Here is a 17,794-nt window from a genome sequence, read left to right on the forward strand (position 1 = left end):
CTTCAATGGGCTGGATATTAAACTAAATAAAGTACCCTAAAGGAAAAACATGAAACGACTTTTTTCTCTAGTGGCGTTATTGATGGTTTCTGTAGCCATCACGCCTGTAGCGGAAGCTAAGAAGTTTGGTGGTGGCAAGTCTTTCGGTAAAAGCTTTAAGACAGCACCAGCGCCTAAACAGCAAAAACAGAACACCAATACCATTGGTAAAGAGCAAGCAGCGAAGCAGTCATCAAGCAAAAAAGGTTTGATGGGTGGCATTCTAGGTGGTCTGCTGGTTGGTGGTTTACTTGGTTCGTTGCTTGGCGGTGGCGCATTCGAAGGTATCCAGTTCATGGATATTCTGATCATCGGCCTTATTGCCTTTGTGATCTTCAAACTCATGCGCGGTATGCTGGGGGCGAAGCAGGGCAGTATGAATCAGCATCGACAGCAACCAGCTTTCGGTAGTTCTGCGCCTAAGTTTGAACAGCCAAATGTTCATAACTTTGAGCAACCACAGAACGTAAACCAAGGTGGCTTTGGTGGTTTTGGTGCGCAAACAGACGTACCACATAACTTTCCACCAAGCTTTGATCAAGCGGCATTTGTAAACGGTTCTCGTGAACACTACCGTATTATCCAAGGTGCGTGGAACCACAACCAGCTTGAAACGATCGAAGAGTATGTTTCTCCGAGCTTGTATCAAGACCTGCAAGAAGAGCGCGCAAAATTGGATGGCGAACAGCACACCGACGTAATGTACGTCGATGCAGAAATTGTTCGTGCTGATTACGATGCAAACAAAGCACAGCTAAGCCTACAGTTTAGTGGCCGCTACCGTGATGCTGCGGAAGGTATTGAAGAAGATATCGAAGACGTATGGCACTTAGAGCGTGACCTAACGGTTGAGAATGCACCATGGTTGATTGTGGGCATCCAAGGATAATCCTTCGTTACTGAGAGCACAGTTTTCAAAAACGCCCGAGCCGAACGCTTGGGCGTTTTTTTATCTATCGCGTATACTAGCTCTCTGAAGAATTAGAAAGATAAGGAAAGTAAAGTGGCTGAATTCAAACATAAAAACCTGACGCAAGAACAGCAAGACAAACTCGATGCCGCGGTTTTTCGCCGTTTGCTCGCGCATCTTGATGATAATAAAGATGTGCAAAACATCGATTTGATGATTTTGGCGGGTTTTTGCCGTAACTGCTTTAGTAAATGGTACAAAGCCGAAGCTGAAAATCAGCAGTTAGATCTGGATATTGATGATGCGCGTGAACGTGTGTATGGCATGACATATGATGAGTGGAAACAAAACCATCAACCCGCGGCAACCCCAGAGCAACTCGCAGCATTTGAAGCGCGTGAAAAAGCAAAGTAATTAACCGATAGCTGCGGTGTTTGCACGACAGAGATAAAAAATGGCACTCCTGTGAGTGCCATTTTATTTTGTACTAGTTTCCCCGCCCACCTTGCTGTATTGCTAATTGAGCTTGGAATATCGCGTCAATTAATCAAGCTGGCCAGTAGCCTCAAAGCGCTCAAGTCTTGCCATAAACGGTTGTAGATCACCAATGTTTGTTTGTACCCATTCTGGGTTGTAGTAGGTGTCTAGGTAACGTTCGCCGCTATCACACAATAACGTGACAATTGACCCTTTCTCGCCGCGCAGTTTCATTTCTCCGGCAAGTTGCAATACGCCATATAAGTTGGTACCTGTTGAGGCTCCGACTTTTCGGCCGAGAATTTTTTCTAGCCAATGGGCCGTCGCTACTGAAGCTGCATCTTCAATGGTGCGCATTTCGTCCACTACCCCAGGGATAAAGCTTGGCTCCACACGTGGGCGGCCAATACCTTCAATTTTACTGCCGTTTTCGCCCGTGATCGCTTTGTTACCGGTACGATAAAATTCGTGGAACACTGAGTTTTCAGGGTCAACAACACATAATTTGGTATCGTGCTGTTGATGGCGAATAAAGCGACCGATGGTTGCCGATGTACCGCCTGTACCAGGGCTCATCACAACCCATGCTGGAACTGGATGATCTTCCAGTTGCATTTGGTCAAAGATGGAATTGGCAATGTTATTGTTACCACGCCAGTCAGTTGCGCGTTCTGCGTAGGTAAACTGATCCATATAGTGGCCGTTTAGCTCTTCGGCTAGGCGATGTGATTCCGCATAAATCTGATCTGAACGCTCAACCAAGTGCGCTTTACCGCCATAAAATTCGATTTGTTCAATCTTTTTACATGCCGTGCTTTTTGGCATAACAGCAATAAACGGCAATCCTAACAAGCGAGCGAAGTAGGCTTCAGAAACAGCGGTGCTACCTGATGAAGATTCAATGATGGTTGTTTCAGGACCAACCCAGCCGTTACAAATGGCATAAAGAAACAGGGAACGAGCAAGGCGATGCTTTAGTGAACCGGTTGGGTGAGTGCTTTCATCTTTTAGATAGATGTCGATACCCTCAACACTTGGTAGGTCGAGTTTAATTAGGTGGGTATCTGCTGAGCGTTGGTAGTCGGCTTCGATTTTTCTAACCGCATTGTTAATCCAATCATGATCGGTACACATTAGGCTATCTCCTTAAATATCGTTATGCTGATAATTTACCTACAATTAGGGAGAAAACCTTTGCATTTTTTGTTCTATTTTTCTTATATTAGAGAAATATTTTCTCCAAATTGATTGGGTTGTGAAATGGAACTGGATGGAATTGATCGAAAAATACTCGCTTTGCTGCAACGTGATGCCACCTTGTCTTTAAGTGATCTGGCCGATGCTGTGAATCTAACCACGACACCGTGTTGGAAGCGGCTCAAAAAGCTGGAAGAGAGCGGGGTGATCCAAAAGCGGGTAGCGTTGCTCAATCCAGATAAACTCGACTTATCATTTAATGCTTTTGTGATGATAAAAACGCGTGATCACTCTCATGAGTGGTATAGCCAATTTGTTGCCACTGCGACTGAATTTCCAGAGGTGATGGAGTTTTATCGTATGGCGGGTGAGTACGACTACATGATGAAAGTGCTGGTTAAAGATATGCAAAGCTTTGACCGTTTTTACAAAAAACTGGTTAACTCAGTGAAAGGGATTTCGGATGTGACGTCGACGTTTGCGATGGAACCTTTAAAATACACCACAGCGCTACCGATTTAATCCGGTAGACGCTGTGGTACGAGGTGCTGATTTAGTCAATAAAGCGCATCACACCTTCTTGTACTGCGCTGGCCACCAAGTTGCCTTGACGATCATAAATCTCGCCACGGACTAAGCCGCGAGTGTTGCTTGCGGTTGGGCTATCAATCGCATACAGCAACCATTCATCCATCTTAAATGGGCGGTGGAACCAGATTGAGTGGTCAATGGTCGCAACTTGGAATTTAGGCGTGAGCAGCGATACGCCGTGAGGATGAAGTGCAGTTGTTAAAAAGCCCCAGTCTGACGCATAAGCCAACAGGTATTGATGAATCAACTGATTGTCTGGTAACGCGCCATTCGCTTTGATCCACAAATATTGTTTAGCTTCTGTCTTAGCTGGTTTTAGCGGATTTACCACGACGACAGGGCGCATTTCAATGGGCTTTTCGCCACAAAAGGTTTGGCGTAATTTTTCGGGTAAGAAGTCGGCAACGCGTGCTGCGAGCTCTGATTCTGATGCGAAATTTTCTGGCCCAGGGATATCTGGCATGGTGTTTTGGTGCTCAAAACCAGGCGCATCGCCATGATAAGAGGCGGTGAGGTAGAAAATAGGACGGCCATTTTGAATCGCTTTAACGCGTCGAGTACTGAAGCTACGACCATCACGTAGATTTTCGACATCATAAATAATCGGCTTTTCCGGATCGCCTGGGTAGAGAAAGTAGCTATGAAATGAGTGGACGGTGCGTTCGTCGTCGACGGTATAACGCGCTGCAGAGAGCGCTTGGCCAATGACTTGGCCCCCGTAAACTTGAGGCAAGCCTAGGTTTTCACTTTGGCCGCGAAACAATCCTTCTTCTAGCTTTTCAAGTTTCAGAAGATTTAGCAGCTCGTTCAGTGGTTTACTCATCATGTATTATCCAAAATTAATTCTTTAAGCATTCTACGTAGTGTCATTATTGCACGCAATGATCATGGCTAAAGCCACTCACGGTTAACACCAGTATAGAGTAAAAGCTCATTATAACGGCGTTGCGTCAGAAATTGGTCAAGAGTGAATTCCCTCTCATGACAGTATGCAAAACTACGACTATAATTCAGCAAGTTAATTATACTATTCTCATTGTGAGGCGTTATGAAAAAGACACTGATGTTAGCAACGTCGGTTTTATTTGGGACTGTTTTAATGGGTTGTCAAAATGAGCCTGCAGCACAGCAGGAACAAGTACAAGCACAGCAAACCATTACCGGTAATGTCGCTTACCGCGAACGTATTATGCTGCCTGATAACGCAGTGGTAACGGTTCGTCTGCAAGATGTGTCGCTAATGGATGCGCCTGCTAAGCTGATTTCTGAGCAAGTGATCGAAACCAACGGCGCACAAGTGCCTGTTGCGTTTGAGTTAAGCTACAATCCAAACGATATCAAACCTGGCCACCGTTACAGTGTAAGCGCACGCATTGAAGTTGCGGGTGAGCTACGTTTCATCACGGATACGATGAATGCGGTAATTACCGATGAGAACCAAACTCAGCAACTAAACCTAATGTTGGTTGGTACGCGTTAATCAAATAGCCTAAGAATAACTAGGATAAGTTAATGGCAGCTTTAGGGCTGCCATTTGTGTTTCTTGAGGCTAATTCGCCCGCTATCACTCACTTCTATTCCTTCCGCCAGTAACTGACGGCGTTGTCTTTGTAAATCCTCTCCTTTGAGAGAAATTTGCCCTTGGCTGTTCACAACTCGGTGCCAAGGTAATTTTGAACCTTCAGGTAAATTGCCAAGCGCTTTCCCAACGTGACGGGCATAACCGGGATAACCGGCTAATTTTGCGATCTCACCATAACTTGTGACTTTTCCATGCGGAATTTGGTGAATTACAGCAAAGATTTGCACTAAAAACTGGTCCATACTCATTTATTGATAATTTAGTTTTCGATAGTTGCTGTTAGCAGGATGACTTTCAGCAGCGATAATTGTGATTTATGGTCATCATATCCTAACTCGTCGATTCCAGGATGGAATAAGGAGCAGGAATGCTATTTTCTACCTTACAATTTTTTATTGCGACTTTATTGGCGGTCATCTGTGCGCGGGTGATTGGTTTTAGCGAGGGTGATATACCGCTATTAGCCATGGTTGCGCCCGTTCTCTGGTTTATTCCTCAACGAGGTTTTGCCTCAGCAGTTTTTCTCGTCAGTGTACTGGCGTATGGATTAACGCTGCCTCATCAACCCATCACCTTATCGGTCAGTGTGTGGATATTATTTCCACTCATGATGGTCGCGTTTTCACACCGAAGTCACTTTTGGGTCGTGTTTGTTGCTGCCTTGATCGTAATTACCTTACAAGTAGGCATTATGGTTACGCAAAATGCAGGCAAGCTTGAAGGCGATGCTGCGCTGACTGCTATTCAAACGGTCGCGGTAGTGATGATTTGGTGGTCAATGAGCCATTGGAAGCCAATCAAACAGCATCGCTGGTGGGCATTATTGTTGCTCTTACCGTTATGGATTACACAAATGGCTTACGCGGTACTGTTTGCATTGGCGGTGATTGGTATTGTGGGTGCGTTAGAAAATTTATCCAAACTAAAAGATTTTCGTTGGGGTAAATTGTTGTGTTGGACTCTCCCTACGGTCGCCTTTGCTGCCTTGGTGATTAGTCCTCATGTGGAAGTCCCCAATCCTGTTTTTGTGGTTTGGTTGTGTTTACTTGGTACGGCATGGATTACTGACTATATCTTGCAGAGCGTCGAATATAACGAAGAAATATGAATCGTATTGCTGTCAATAATTGGAATGGTGACAAGAATATGACAGAATTGTTCGATTAATGCTCAATGGAATGTTGCATTTACTTTGTGCCGCCTTGGCGGCGGCTTAAATAAGAAGTGTAAGACCATACCAACAGGGTAACCAAAAGCAAAAATATATGGTTAGGTTAGGATTACTTCGAGGATTTGTTCTCGCGATTGTTTCTGTATTTGCGACTTGCTGTTTGAGCATGTCAGCGTATGCGAGCGAGCAATATCGAGTTGCGATAGAAGCGGATGATGTAGTCACTCGCGTTTTATTTGATGCCGTATCTCAGCGCTTTGAGGTAGATATTGTCTACGTTTACTACCCAAGCTTTAATGATATTCTTACGGCAGTTGAAAGTGGCGAGAGTGATTTTGCTGCCAACGTTACCTATACACCGCAGCGTGCGGAACGATTTGATTATTCTAGCCCGACCAATATCGAATATACCTACCTCTACAGCTATACCAATGCCACATTAGAAACAATTGAGCGAGTCGGGATCCCTAAAGGGACTATTTATGGTGAACTGATCAAAAAGTATTTTCCTTCGTTAACTCAAATAGAATATAGCGGTCATCAACAAGCGCGCCATCTCCTTGATAGTGGTCAGGTTGATGGTGTTGTCGATGCCATTAACCAGCTTAAGCCGATGTTGTTGGCTGGATTGGATGCACAACTCCTTAATCATCAAATATCCATTAAGCCCGTATCCTTGATCGGTACCAAAGACAAGTTTCAATCGCAGCTCAAATCGTTCGAGCAGCATTTACACAGTGCGCCAGTGCAAAAGCTATTGCGTGAAACAGTGAATCAATACCAGTTTGATATTCGCCAAAAATCGTTGCGTGATTTGGTGTTAGAGAGCGGGATTGATCGTAACCGCCCGTTAAAAGTTAAAATTGAACACGCGGGTCAATATGCCACTTACCATAACGATGGTCAGGTCACAGGAATTACTCCTGATGTGCTTTTTTCTGCATGTGATATTTTGATGCTGAATTGTAAATTGGTCAGTCGTGGTGATGAAACGTGGGAAGATATGTATGCTGATTTTCTTGCACAAGAAATTGATCTAATTTCGCCATTTGCGAAATCTGAACCGCGGAAGCAATTCGCCTATTTCAGTGTGCCGTATTATCAATCCACGGCAATCATGATCAAGCGTGAGGGTTATAAAAATAACGTCTACAGCAATGTGTCGGAATTAATTGTTGAACGTATTGGCGTGGTAAAAGATGACTTTTATCAAGAGTTATTAGAAAGTCTGCTACCCCAGAAAACACTGATTACCTACCGTAATGCTGAACAGCAAATTGCTGCGCTACTGGCAAAAGAAATTGATTATGTAATTATCACTCGCTCAAGCTATAACAAGATACTGCGTGAATCGAAAACCTTGTTGCCGTTGGCTGAAGATAAATTGATTGGTGAATTTTATACATCTAATGTGGCCATTGGCTTTACCAAGAATGCGCGTGGTAAGGCTCTCGTACCACTGTTTGATCGCGCGATCAAAATGCTCGATTTGGAAAAAATCACCAATACGCACTACGTTCAACCTGATTGGAAAGCCGCCTTACAGAGTGAACAGCGCTTAGCTCGTCGTAGTATTGCCGTGGTCGCATTGGGACTGATTGCTTCGATTCTCGTCAGTTTGTATCTGCACCATCAATCCAATACAGATAACTTGACGAGATTAAAGAATCGCCGTGCATTGCAGCGTCGCTATAGCAAAGATATCAGTCCGCATTTAACCTTGGTCTATCTAGATGTTAATAACTTCAAACCGATTAACGATACGTTTGGCCATGAAATCGGCGACCAAGTGTTAAAGCACATCGCCAAGCAAATATCGCGCTATTGGAAAGGCCAGAGTTACCGCATTGGTGGTGACGAGTTCATTCTGATCGGCTCCGTCGACAGTGTTACGCTCAGTTATGCGTTATTGAATTTACAGAAGCTGCAATTCACCTCACAAGATCATCGTATCACTTTAGATGTCTCGGTTGCTTTTGGGGTCTCCAAGCCAAGACGCGAGGCAATGACGTTAGAAGATGTGATGCATCAAGCCGATCTTTCAATGTATTCGCATAAGCGTAAAGTGACGGAACGTGAGATTAACGTGGCCAAACAGCAGATAGAACAAGAACTCAATATGATTCAACCATAATAAGTGATGGTAAAAGCGACGTTTTTGGTGGTTGTTGGTTGTTCTGTGTTCACTTGGCTCGAAATTGGAAGTTTTCTAATAAGATAGGGTTGCAAAGCTAACGGCTATGCCTGATAATTCTCGCACTCTCTGGAACAACAGAGATGCTCAATGGAGGCCTGGTCCTCCCGCAACAATAACTCGTGAACTCGGTCAGGTCCGGAAGGAAGCAGCCGCAGCGAGTGACTTGTGTGCCGGGATGTGGCTGGGTCTCCACCCAATTTAGAAAAGCCGCTCTCTATGAGCGGCTTTTTGCTATCTGACATTTATGATTTTTAATCATGAATCAATCACCTTGCAATTAGCCATTATTGTTATTCACCACAACAGTTTGCGACTGATTCCTTATATATTCAATTAACTCAAGCGGATAGGCCGCAGTTTTTCTTGCCAGTGCTATACTGCCGCAAATTTTGCTTTTGATTTGATTGAGTTAAGGATAACAGATGAAAAAGCCTCATTCTTTGTGGAGCTTCTTGATAGTCATGGTCGCGTTTGCCACTGGCAGTGTGCAAGCACAGGTACTGACGATAGACGATGTTAAGTTTGATAGGTCGAAAGGTACGATAAGGGCGTATCTAGCTCAGTATCGGGATATCATCATTCCTACTCATTTGGACGGTGTCCCAGTGGCGATCATTGGCAAAAGGGCGTTCAGAAATCAAGGACTCACCAAGGTTGTTTTGCCTGAGACGATCAAGAAAATCGATGATGAGGCTTTTGCCAATAACTACTTGACCAATATTATCCTGCCGGATTCTCTAACATCAATAAGGCATCAAGCGTTTCAAAACAATAATCTTATTCATCTGGATATCCCCGATTCAGTCACTTTTGTCGGGGACGGGGCTTTTATTCAAAATGATCTCAAGAGCATCAAACTCTCAAACTCACTACGTGCGATCAGCCACGGAATGTTGGCTGACAATGAACTCACGGAAGTCATTATTCCTGACTCCGTAGAATTGATAGATAACTACGCATTTCAGAGAAATAAGCTGAGCCATGTGGTCATCCCTAACTCGGTTAAGACGATACTGACCCGAGCGTTTGCTAAAAATAAGCTCACCAGTGTGACTATCTCTAACTCGATATCACATATTCATAATTATACTTTTTCTGAAAATGATCTCACGAGTGTTGTGATTCCTGATTCTGTGAAAGTGATTGGTTTTCGCGCTTTTTATCAAAATAAACTGGTTAACGTAGAGTTACCTGATGAGCTTATTTATATCCAAGATGAAGTCTTTGCTGAAAACGAGTTAGAAACCGTGATGTTGAATGACAAGCTGGAAACGATAGGTCGGTATGCTTTCTATAAAAACAAGCTCACCACTGTGACCATTCCAAAGTCGGTGACCGAGATCTATCCTTCTGCATTTAAGGATAATCCGTTAACCCGAGTTGCTGTACCAAAAGCGATGATAGAAGAAAGCCGCTACGTGTTTGACGAAGAGGTAGAGGTTGTCGAAACGTCATGGTTTAGTGGGCTTTTTAACTAGGCTAAGTGAATAACCAAAGAAACTCCGCCAATAGCATTGATATAAAAAGGCCGATAGAATTATCTATCGGCCTTTTTATATTTAGACAACCGCCCTATGGCGATCAAACACTTACAATTGTGTGTAGGAGAGTGGTGAACGTTGTGGTTTTGGCAGCTTCAAGCCCTTAACCTGAGAGATCCCCTCATTAGTAATACCGCCACTGTAATCGTTTTCTCCATTTGGCATATCAGCTTTGGTTTCACCCGGATTCCATAGTTGGAAGAAATCAGACAGATCATAGCCAGATGCATATGAAGCACAAAGCATCATTGTGTCGCTGGCATTTAAACCAGTATCTTGCGGTGTGCAGTAGTTTTGGTCTGAGCCAAAAACTTCTCCGCGAGCCATTCGATGCATAAGTTTGAATAGGTTCCAACCTTGATCTTGGTTAAAAATGACAGGACGAGAGTTATTAGAGTACCAGTCGTCGATCGTAAAATGCTCTTCTGCCCACAACTTCAATTGCCCAAACATGACCAAGCGAATTCCTGAGTTTGCTTCACTCCAGGCGTGACCACTATGTAAGGCCATCCATGTTGGCACCTTTTGGATATCTGCAGAGATTCGCGTCATCGTTGGATTATTTGGTCGCATTTCTTGCATGTATAGCGCCAGAATATTGTTGGTCACTTCCGTTGAACCTGCAACAGAAAAAGGTGCAGAGGCAAGGTTATGTCCTACTTCGTGCCATAGTAACCAGTCATCCATAGGCTGAGTTGGAATCGAATTTCGATTTACATCAAAGCTAGAGCTTTGAACTGGATAGCCTGAGTGAGCGGCACCGATTGAAATTTGTCGGTCGTTCACAAAATGATGGCGATGTTCTGGTAAATCGAAATAAGTAAAACGGCGGTGTTTATCCTGCTGATTTACAATCGCAGGTACTTGATCTCGACCATAGAAATCACTGGCAGCTTCAGCGAATCGGTTAATTTGCTGGGCAAATTCAGCGACACTCTCACTGTTGCTTACGTTATTTACTGGCGTTGTATAGATAAAATGGCCAGTATCAATATCAGCAAGTGGAACGTCACTATTAAATGGGTGTACCCATTGCCCTTGTTTCCAATAAGAGGCTTTTAGTACGTTATCAAAGTGGTAACTGACGGTGCCTAATTCGTTGTTGGCTTCTGGAGTGATGTAAATTAAACCACCGTAAGGCACGGAAAGCGTTAACGATGAGCCATCGTAAGAGAAGCTTTTTTCAACGCGAGGAGGTCGGTTCAGAGCTTGCTCGTGTGTATTACGGCCAGTTAGATCATCAACAAGAGCCACTGTGATCGTCGCGGCAACACCACCGGATACAGTGACATCTTGCAATTGTGGAGCCCATAGCCCCGTTGGTTGTCGGTTACTTGCTGTATACGTAACTGGTTTTTTATAGGTCTGAATATCAATGGTTTCAGAGCTACCATTTGCTAGAGGACGTCCTGGATAGGCGGAGGTATCGACCGTGATATCATGATCCCAGAATGAGCGGCCTAACATTATTCGCGTTAATGGTTTTTCCATGTAGTTTAATGGGTAACTTGGGTTTAGTTCACCATTTTCGTGCACCATATCGTTACGAACTAATTCGTGACGTAAGGCTTCAGGGCAAAAGTTTCCGCCATTATGTTTATTGTCGGTATAACAGTTTAGGAATTGAGTTAGTGTATCAAATCCTAGCTCGTCTTGAATATTGCTCTCATATTTGTATTGTTCGTCGTTCCATAGCCAAATTGATAGGTTGTCATAGACAGCGTTTAGTTCTGCGCTAGCTAAACGTGTACCCTGTACCGCTTTGGTTCGGTAATAGAGCTCATGATTGTATAGCGCTTTGATGTTATCGCCCAAATTAGCTGCTTTAACCATCGCTTCAACAACATCGTTGTTCATAGGATAACGGGTGAAATCTGGACGAGCATAGTTACCTCTTGTCGTTAGGCCGTGTCCTTGACGATATTCGATACAGTTGACTTCGTACTGATACGAATCTTTACAAACTGGAACGTTAGGGAACTCCGCCTGGATAGCGGCGATAGCATCAAGCTTGTCTTGCTCTGTTATGACTTCGTAGAATGCATAACGGCCATTTGCTTCGCCATTCTCATCTTTGAAGCGAGCAATAGACAACGATGGCATATCGACATCTCCAGGCCAAGTCATCGAACCATCTGCATTAACGACGAATTTTGATGTGTCATCATAACGTTCATATACCACAATATCATGTTCGAGTTGGGCATGAAGATTTGGGATGGAGTCTGGACAGAAAAAACTCGAACCGCAATACGCTTGGCGTGTTATTACAGTATTGCTACCCCCTACCGCCATGCCCGCTGAATCAAATAGTCGTGCGATTGGTTCTGGGTTTCGTGGCCCAATGGCCTCCATTACAATGATGTTCCCACCTTGAGAGACATAGGTGATTAAATCGGTGATGTCATCTTGGTCGAGCAGTGGGGCTTCGATATTAGCTTGAGTCGCCTTTGTTTCGTAGCCGGAGGTAAGTTGTTCATAGCCTTGAATAATCAATATGGGTGTTGTAACTGGGTCAATATCTGCATACTGGCCGCTAGCGTATGAAGTAAATCCTTCGAACTGGAAGCTAGGATGAACAAAAAACGGGTAAGTTTTATTGGCTTTCCATGCTTGGAATGCGTGCCCTAGTTCAATGTTGCTACCGATAGTTTTTCCAACATAGTTTGGATCTAACCATTTAAATAAGTTAGTGAAAAACAACCCCATTGAACCATGGTCATTGCGCTTGTCAGTAAACTGTGCGGAATCACCACCAGTATAAAGGCAGCTTTGATCGGTACTATCAATCGTCAGTTCAGCCCCTGCCCAGTAATTTGTTGGGCAGGATAGGATGCTTGGGTACATTGAATTACCCAAGTAAACTACGTTGCCTTTACCTATTTGACCAGCGGTAACAAATGGGAAGTTAAAGGTAACATTGTCTTTTGCCAATTTCATTGGACGATGTAAAACGACGGTTGATTCTTTGTCCAGAATGGTCGCGTCAACAAAATAGGCTTTTTGATCTTTTCCTGAACCTCGAGTCCAAGCGGCTTCTTGTCCAAAAGCCAGCCAATGACTATTGTCGTTACGTGCCATCATAATTGGAAAGGCGCGGTTAGACAGATTTAAGGCGCGTATTCCGCGTGCATCTCCGCTCGCGTAGTACCATGAATAACTATCATGGAAGACATGAAATTGTTCAACGCCATTAAAAAGTGCTTTTAAGGTATCGGTGACATAAGTGCCTGATGCCATCGAAATAGCAGTAGGAGCGGAATAGAATGAATCATAAGTACGAGACGTTTTCTTTAAATCGGCATCGATTAATGCGGCGATGCCATTCTTAAATTGATTAGTAAACTCATCAGGTGTGAAGAATCCGGTTGGTTTACCTGCGTTGTCATTCAGCGGAGCACCATTCGGTAGGCTTAAATTGATCGCTTCGTTAATGACGTTAGGGTAAAGAGCGAAAACTTCGTGTACTCGGGCATTGAATGTGAGACCACCTTCACTATTCGTCGTGGTGTAGCGCTCGATGATATGCTGAATGTTCGCTTGAGTGATAACGTTGTTGCTTACATCGGCTAGTTTGTATTCAACTTGGTTACCTTTTACTTTACCAAAAGTAAACGTGTCGATACCAAAAGTGATCTCTTCGCCCCAGATGAACTCAAATCCACCGTTATTATCGGTCATACCTTGGCGAGAGCGAGTATAGAATTGTACGCCACCGAGAGCACGCCCCGCTTGATCGGTGAGCGCTGCACTGGTCGCAACTGAGCTATCAGCCGTAGGTTTATAAGCTAAACTATCCTCAACATTTGCAGAGACAAAGGCGTCAGGATTACCGAAGTTTTGATCTTGAGTGCCCGTAGATACCTCTGGAACAACGGTGTTATCGACGTGAGACGAAGGTGCTTCGCCTGCGTTATCTTCAGGCTTTGGAGCTAAAAACTCTGCGATGATATCTTCGTTGCCAAGTTGAGCGTAGACCTCTTTGATGTCGAAGCTATTGAGTTGATCCAGACACAATTTACTCTCTGTCGGGCAGGTGTCAATTTTGTTTAGGATAGCTTGCGAGTTTTCCGTTTCATTCTCATTTGTATGAGTAATGACCCTCTCGAAAATGACTTCGTCATTTCGGTGCAAATTACCGAGAGGCTGTTGAGACCAAATAGGACTAAACTCAGCAAGAACAACATCACCTAATTGACAAGTGATGCTTTCATCAAATTTGAGACGTACCTCGCCAGTTTCCCCCAAAGTTTGCCCATTACATTTCACATGACCAGTCACAAGTTTGGTGCCACTTTTAATAATAGTGGTGTAATGAGTTGGTCGGACAATAGTAGGTAATTCTGGGTCTGGATTTGGTAACTCAGGTTCTGGCAGTTCAGGCAATGGTTGTTCAGGTAATTCAGTTGAGAGTTGTAAGTTCTCATCTTGACAACCAAGCAGGAGGGTTGAGCTAATAAAAGCGGCAATAATTTTTATTTTCATTAATTACATTTAATATAATAAGTATCTAATTTTAATGAATATTAAGTGTGTGGCACGCAATTAACCAATTAATAGAATTTACCGTGTCGATAGGTGGTTGTTTTTGTTGTGGGCGTATTTTGTCGGAAATGACTGACAAAATAAGAGGGGTGTGGTGAATTATTTTACAACGCTGGGCAGGGTGTTCAAAAGGTGTTCCGTGGGATATGAATCGCCCCACAGGGAGTGGGGCGAAAAGTGTCAGTTTGCTTCCAAAATATTTTGATAGAGCTGTTCGTAATTGGCTTTTTCACGCTCTTGTTCATCCATCATCTGACGAATCACGGTGTCACACTGATGAACGACTTTGAGTAAAAATTCCATATCAGCATCTTTGGGCCAACGGCGTGCAAGTAGCTTGATAATACTCATGCAAACTGATTGTAAGAACGGGCAGCGTTGATTAATTTCAATGTATATTTTAATTAATTCACTTAGCGTCATACGGTTGGCTTGAATGTATTTGTGTTTGCTCTCGAGCCACTCCAACTTTTCGATATTCGCTTGTTGGATCTGTTTTAGCATAGTGACTTGGCTAGAAAAAATATGCTCATGCTGATTGCTATGAATGGCTTCAGTACATTTAGGAATAAGGCGAGCAAACTCACTGTCAAAATTCATGCGATTTAATATCCAAGCAAACTGATGCAATGGATAGAAGTGGCTAAATGATGCCCCTCGGTGTATTTCATTGAGCTTGCTAACGGCCAATGCATACTGGCTTTCTTCCAATGCAATATGCGCGAGCAATAGGTCTAACTCAGCTTCGAGTTTTGTCGCCTCTCGCATACCAATAATTTGGCTATAAAGGCTCTTTGCCTCGTTCAATCGGGCGACTTTAAGCCCTGGTTCGCAGTTAAAACAAGTGTAGAGAATCATGCGAGCCAAGTTGATTTTGGCAAAGATAGTATTGCGATAGGTGTCTTTGTTGATTTCCATATAGACACGATAGTGATCCAGGGCGTTTTGATAGTCACCAACTGAAATACACAGGTTGGAAATCACCAGTTCGCGCTCTGAGTTGCCTCGCACCATTTTACTCGCCAATTCAAAGTGGCGAATAGCGGTGGGTATCTCGCTGTTCATTAAGCTGATGCTGGCGGCAGCGGTGCGAACCAAAGTGCTATTAGGCTTCGTTGCTAATAGCTTATTGATCATTACGTTAGCCGCTTTTTTATCACCTAAGTTCATCAGCGAATTAGCCAAACCAATCGTCGCCCAGTCACATTCTTTACGGATCAATATGTTTTCATACAGAACTTTAGATTGTTCGTGTAGCTGCAAACGGCTTAAAAAATCGCCTTTAAAGCGGCAAATAGTAAAGTGATATTCAGGGTAGAAGGGCAATAATTCGTCGCACAGCTCAATGCCTTTTTGATATTGATGGGTCAACTGCGCGGTATAGAGTTGATATAAGGCATGCTTACGAGCGACGGCAGAATGAATACGCTCTTTAAGCGACATGATATTAAACGGCTTGAGTAAGTAGTCATCCGGTTTCAATTCGATAATTGAATGGACGACAGTTGAAGAGCTCTCACCGGTAATTAGGATCAACACCGCTTTTTCATGCAGCAAATTGTAGTGTTTCATCTCTTCAAACACTTGTTTACCGTTGATGCCACGACCTAAGTTGTAATCACACAAGATCAGATCATATTGCTCTTGGCGAGCGAGTTGAATACTCGCTTTGGCGCTTGAACAGTAAGTAATGTTGCGGTCATGAAACCCGAGCTTGAGTAGCATGCTTTTTACTGTGACGACGACAATTGAGGCATCATCAACAATCAGTACCTTTAAGGAGGAAAAGTGGTTCATTGGTTCTTATCTAAACTGTGCCAACTCGACAATAGATTGAATTTCCAGCTTTTTGAAAATTCTATTTTTATAGGTACTCACCGTCTTCTCGCTGATGTCGAGCGTGGTGGCGACTTTTTTGTTGTTAAAGCCTTTTAGCAATAAATTGGCGACGTTGATTTCTTGCGTCGACAGTAATTGATAGATTTTCTGAATACTGCTTTTATCACGGTCGCTTAATATCGATGCGATTGTCTGAATGTAGCGCGGATTTTTATTAGCTTTAAAGCAATGGTAATTGTGATTAGTGATCGTGATTTCAACGGGGTTGTTGCCTTCCAACAAGCATACAGAACCAATGAAATTGGTGGAGTTCAAGTTGGCGAGTAATTCGTTAACGTCACAATCAAGAAAATCGATATCAATCACTAATAAGCTGACTTTTTGTATCTCGTCATTTTCAAGTAATTGATTGATACCTTTGTAAGTAAAGATTCGGCCGAAGATCGCATCCTTACCCATCGCTTTGGTAATGGCGTGAGAGGATGAGGTGTTTGGGCTAAGAATCACGGCATCATGCAATGGTTGCAGATCTTCCGCTTCACGTTCAAAGTCCTGATAATGCGAGACAAACTCCCATAAGGCAGCAATAGGGAGTGGTTTACAGGCATAGAAGCCCTGATAGCTGTCGACCCCTAAACTGTTGAGATATTGCAGTGTTGCTTCGTCTTCAATACCTTCGACAACGCAATGTAAGCCAAGTGAATTGGCTAATTGCACACACATGCTAGTCAACTGTTGATTACGATAGTTACTCGTTACATCCTTAATAAAGCTACGATCAATTTTGAGTTCGGTGAAAGGCAATAACGCCAACTGACTAAGCGAGGCATGGCCAGTGCCAAAATCATCGATCGATAAGCAAATGCCATGCATGCGCAAACGAGCCAAGTTGGCCAGTGAATTGCGTGAGTAATCATACACTTCGTATTCGGTTAGTTCGAGTACGAGGCGTTTTGGCGAGAATTGGTATCGTTCACATAACGCCAGTAAGCGGTCGCACATGTCATCTTCAAAATTAGATTGGCTAACATTGATTGATAGGCTGATGTCTTGCTGAAGAAGTGCCACAGCAGCGATCGCTTTTTCTGCTACGTGCCAAAACAATTGGTCACTTAGGCCCATTTTATGAATGGTCGTTAGGAAACTGGCAGGGGTGAGTACCCCAAAACGCGGGTGTAAGCAGCGAATCAGTGACTCTACACCGATGATACGTTTGCTATGAACACTGAATTGCGGTTGATAGTAGTTAGCGAACCAATTTTGTTCGAAAGCATCAATGACTTCTTGTTCACTCAAGCAAATATGATTGGCATCTTCAGTAGATAGTAGCTTACGGCTTTCGTAGCGCTCGAACATGGCTTGCAAAGCGGAGACTGAATGGGGCTTATTGATGGTATCGACAAACTTAAAACCAGCAGCAATACACATGTTGCTGGTCAACTCAATCACGTCCTCACGCATAGCACTGTGGATCGCTATGCCAATATTGAGCGATTGATTAGAGAGCGTTGCGAGAAATTGAATACCATCCATGTCTGGCAAGTTGATATCACAAATAATGAATTCGATGTTCTGTTGCTGACAGATCTCAAGCGCTGATTGAGCATCACGAGTGAGTGCAATGTGATGATATCCGAGCGCCATGAGTGACAACTTAAGCTTAGTTGCTTGAATAATGTCGTCTTCAATTATAAGTATTTGCATG

The 17,794-nt window shown here is 43.5% G+C and carries 13 protein-coding genes and 1 other RNA gene; 8 read left to right on the top strand and 6 right to left on the bottom strand.

The window, feature by feature from the left end; all coding sequences use genetic code 11:
• Positions 1-49: 49 nt before the first annotated feature.
• Together RH88_RS11410 and RH88_RS11415 are read left to right on the top strand one after the other, a co-directional pair.
• A complete protein-coding gene (locus RH88_RS11410; RefSeq protein ID WP_005596040.1) occupies positions 50-928 on the top strand; it encodes a Tim44 domain-containing protein in 879 nt (292 codons plus the stop codon).
• 114 nt (positions 929-1,042) lie between these two features.
• Positions 1,043-1,363, top strand: a complete 321-nt coding sequence (locus RH88_RS11415; RefSeq protein WP_005596041.1) for a DUF1244 domain-containing protein — start codon at positions 1,043-1,045, stop codon at positions 1,361-1,363.
• A gap of 129 nt (positions 1,364-1,492) precedes the next feature.
• Here RH88_RS11415 and RH88_RS11420 read toward each other — a convergent pair whose 3' ends face one another.
• The gene (locus tag RH88_RS11420) at positions 1,493-2,560 is read right to left on the bottom strand and encodes a PLP-dependent cysteine synthase family protein (protein ID WP_005596042.1); all 1,068 of its coding nucleotides are present in this window, start codon (positions 2,558-2,560) and stop codon (positions 1,493-1,495) included.
• A 126-nt stretch (positions 2,561-2,686) separates the two neighbouring features.
• On the opposite strand from RH88_RS11420, the gene RH88_RS11425 reads away from it, so the two are divergent.
• Positions 2,687-3,145 (top strand): Lrp/AsnC family transcriptional regulator, encoded by a 459-nt coding sequence (locus tag RH88_RS11425; RefSeq protein ID WP_005596043.1) that lies wholly within the window; start codon positions 2,687-2,689, stop codon positions 3,143-3,145.
• A gap of 31 nt (positions 3,146-3,176) precedes the next feature.
• Here the strand turns inward: RH88_RS11425 and tesB are convergent, their stop codons facing one another.
• Positions 3,177-4,037 carry an acyl-CoA thioesterase II gene (gene tesB, locus RH88_RS11430; RefSeq protein ID WP_005596044.1) on the bottom strand — a complete coding sequence of 287 codons (861 nt, stop codon included), beginning with the start codon at positions 4,035-4,037 and terminating at the stop codon, positions 3,177-3,179.
• A gap of 225 nt (positions 4,038-4,262) precedes the next feature.
• Here tesB and RH88_RS11435 point away from each other — a divergent pair, with 225 nt between their 5' ends.
• Complete coding sequence (locus tag RH88_RS11435) at positions 4,263-4,694, top strand: YbaY family lipoprotein (RefSeq protein ID WP_005596045.1); 432 nt, start codon at positions 4,263-4,265, stop codon at positions 4,692-4,694.
• Positions 4,695-4,735: 41 nt separating this feature from the next.
• Here RH88_RS11435 and RH88_RS11440 read toward each other — a convergent pair whose 3' ends face one another.
• Complete coding sequence (locus RH88_RS11440) at positions 4,736-5,038, bottom strand: DNA base-flipping protein (RefSeq protein ID WP_005596046.1); 303 nt, start codon at positions 5,036-5,038, stop codon at positions 4,736-4,738.
• Positions 5,039-5,163: 125 nt separating this feature from the next.
• Between RH88_RS11440 and RH88_RS11445 the strand changes: the two genes are divergently transcribed.
• The 4 genes from RH88_RS11445 to RH88_RS11455 all read left to right on the top strand — a co-directional run bounded on the left by RH88_RS11445 (position 5,164) and on the right by RH88_RS11455 (position 9,642).
• Positions 5,164-5,904 carry a VP0952 family biofilm-associated protein gene (locus RH88_RS11445; protein ID WP_005596047.1) on the top strand — a complete coding sequence of 247 codons (741 nt, stop codon included), beginning with the start codon at positions 5,164-5,166 and terminating at the stop codon, positions 5,902-5,904.
• Between the two features lie 229 nt (positions 5,905-6,133).
• Positions 6,134-8,101 (top strand): transporter substrate-binding domain-containing diguanylate cyclase, encoded by a 1,968-nt coding sequence (locus RH88_RS11450; RefSeq protein WP_005596048.1) that lies wholly within the window; start codon positions 6,134-6,136, stop codon positions 8,099-8,101.
• Between the two features lie 156 nt (positions 8,102-8,257).
• Positions 8,258-8,354, top strand: an RNA gene (gene ffs / locus RH88_RS22960) — signal recognition particle sRNA small type.
• Positions 8,355-8,586: 232 nt separating this feature from the next.
• Complete coding sequence (locus RH88_RS11455) at positions 8,587-9,642, top strand: leucine-rich repeat domain-containing protein (protein WP_005596049.1); 1,056 nt, start codon at positions 8,587-8,589, stop codon at positions 9,640-9,642.
• Positions 9,643-9,753: 111 nt separating this feature from the next.
• On the opposite strand, the gene RH88_RS11460 is transcribed toward RH88_RS11455, so the two are convergent.
• From RH88_RS11460 to RH88_RS11470, 3 genes are all read right to left on the bottom strand, one after another.
• A complete protein-coding gene (locus RH88_RS11460; RefSeq protein WP_005596050.1) occupies positions 9,754-14,190 on the bottom strand; it encodes an SslE/AcfD family lipoprotein zinc metalloprotease in 4,437 nt (1,478 codons plus the stop codon).
• Between the two features lie 240 nt (positions 14,191-14,430).
• A complete protein-coding gene (locus RH88_RS11465; protein WP_005596051.1) occupies positions 14,431-16,047 on the bottom strand; it encodes a response regulator in 1,617 nt (538 codons plus the stop codon).
• A 6-nt stretch (positions 16,048-16,053) separates the two neighbouring features.
• Positions 16,054-17,793, bottom strand: coding sequence for an EAL domain-containing protein (locus RH88_RS11470; RefSeq protein WP_005596052.1), 1,740 nt, complete (start codon positions 17,791-17,793; stop codon positions 16,054-16,056).
• Position 17,794: the final 1 nt, after the last annotated feature.

The organism is Vibrio scophthalmi LMG 19158, from assembly GCF_000222585.1.
In the GTDB taxonomy this organism is placed as follows: Bacteria; Pseudomonadota; Gammaproteobacteria; order Enterobacterales; family Vibrionaceae; genus Vibrio; species Vibrio scophthalmi.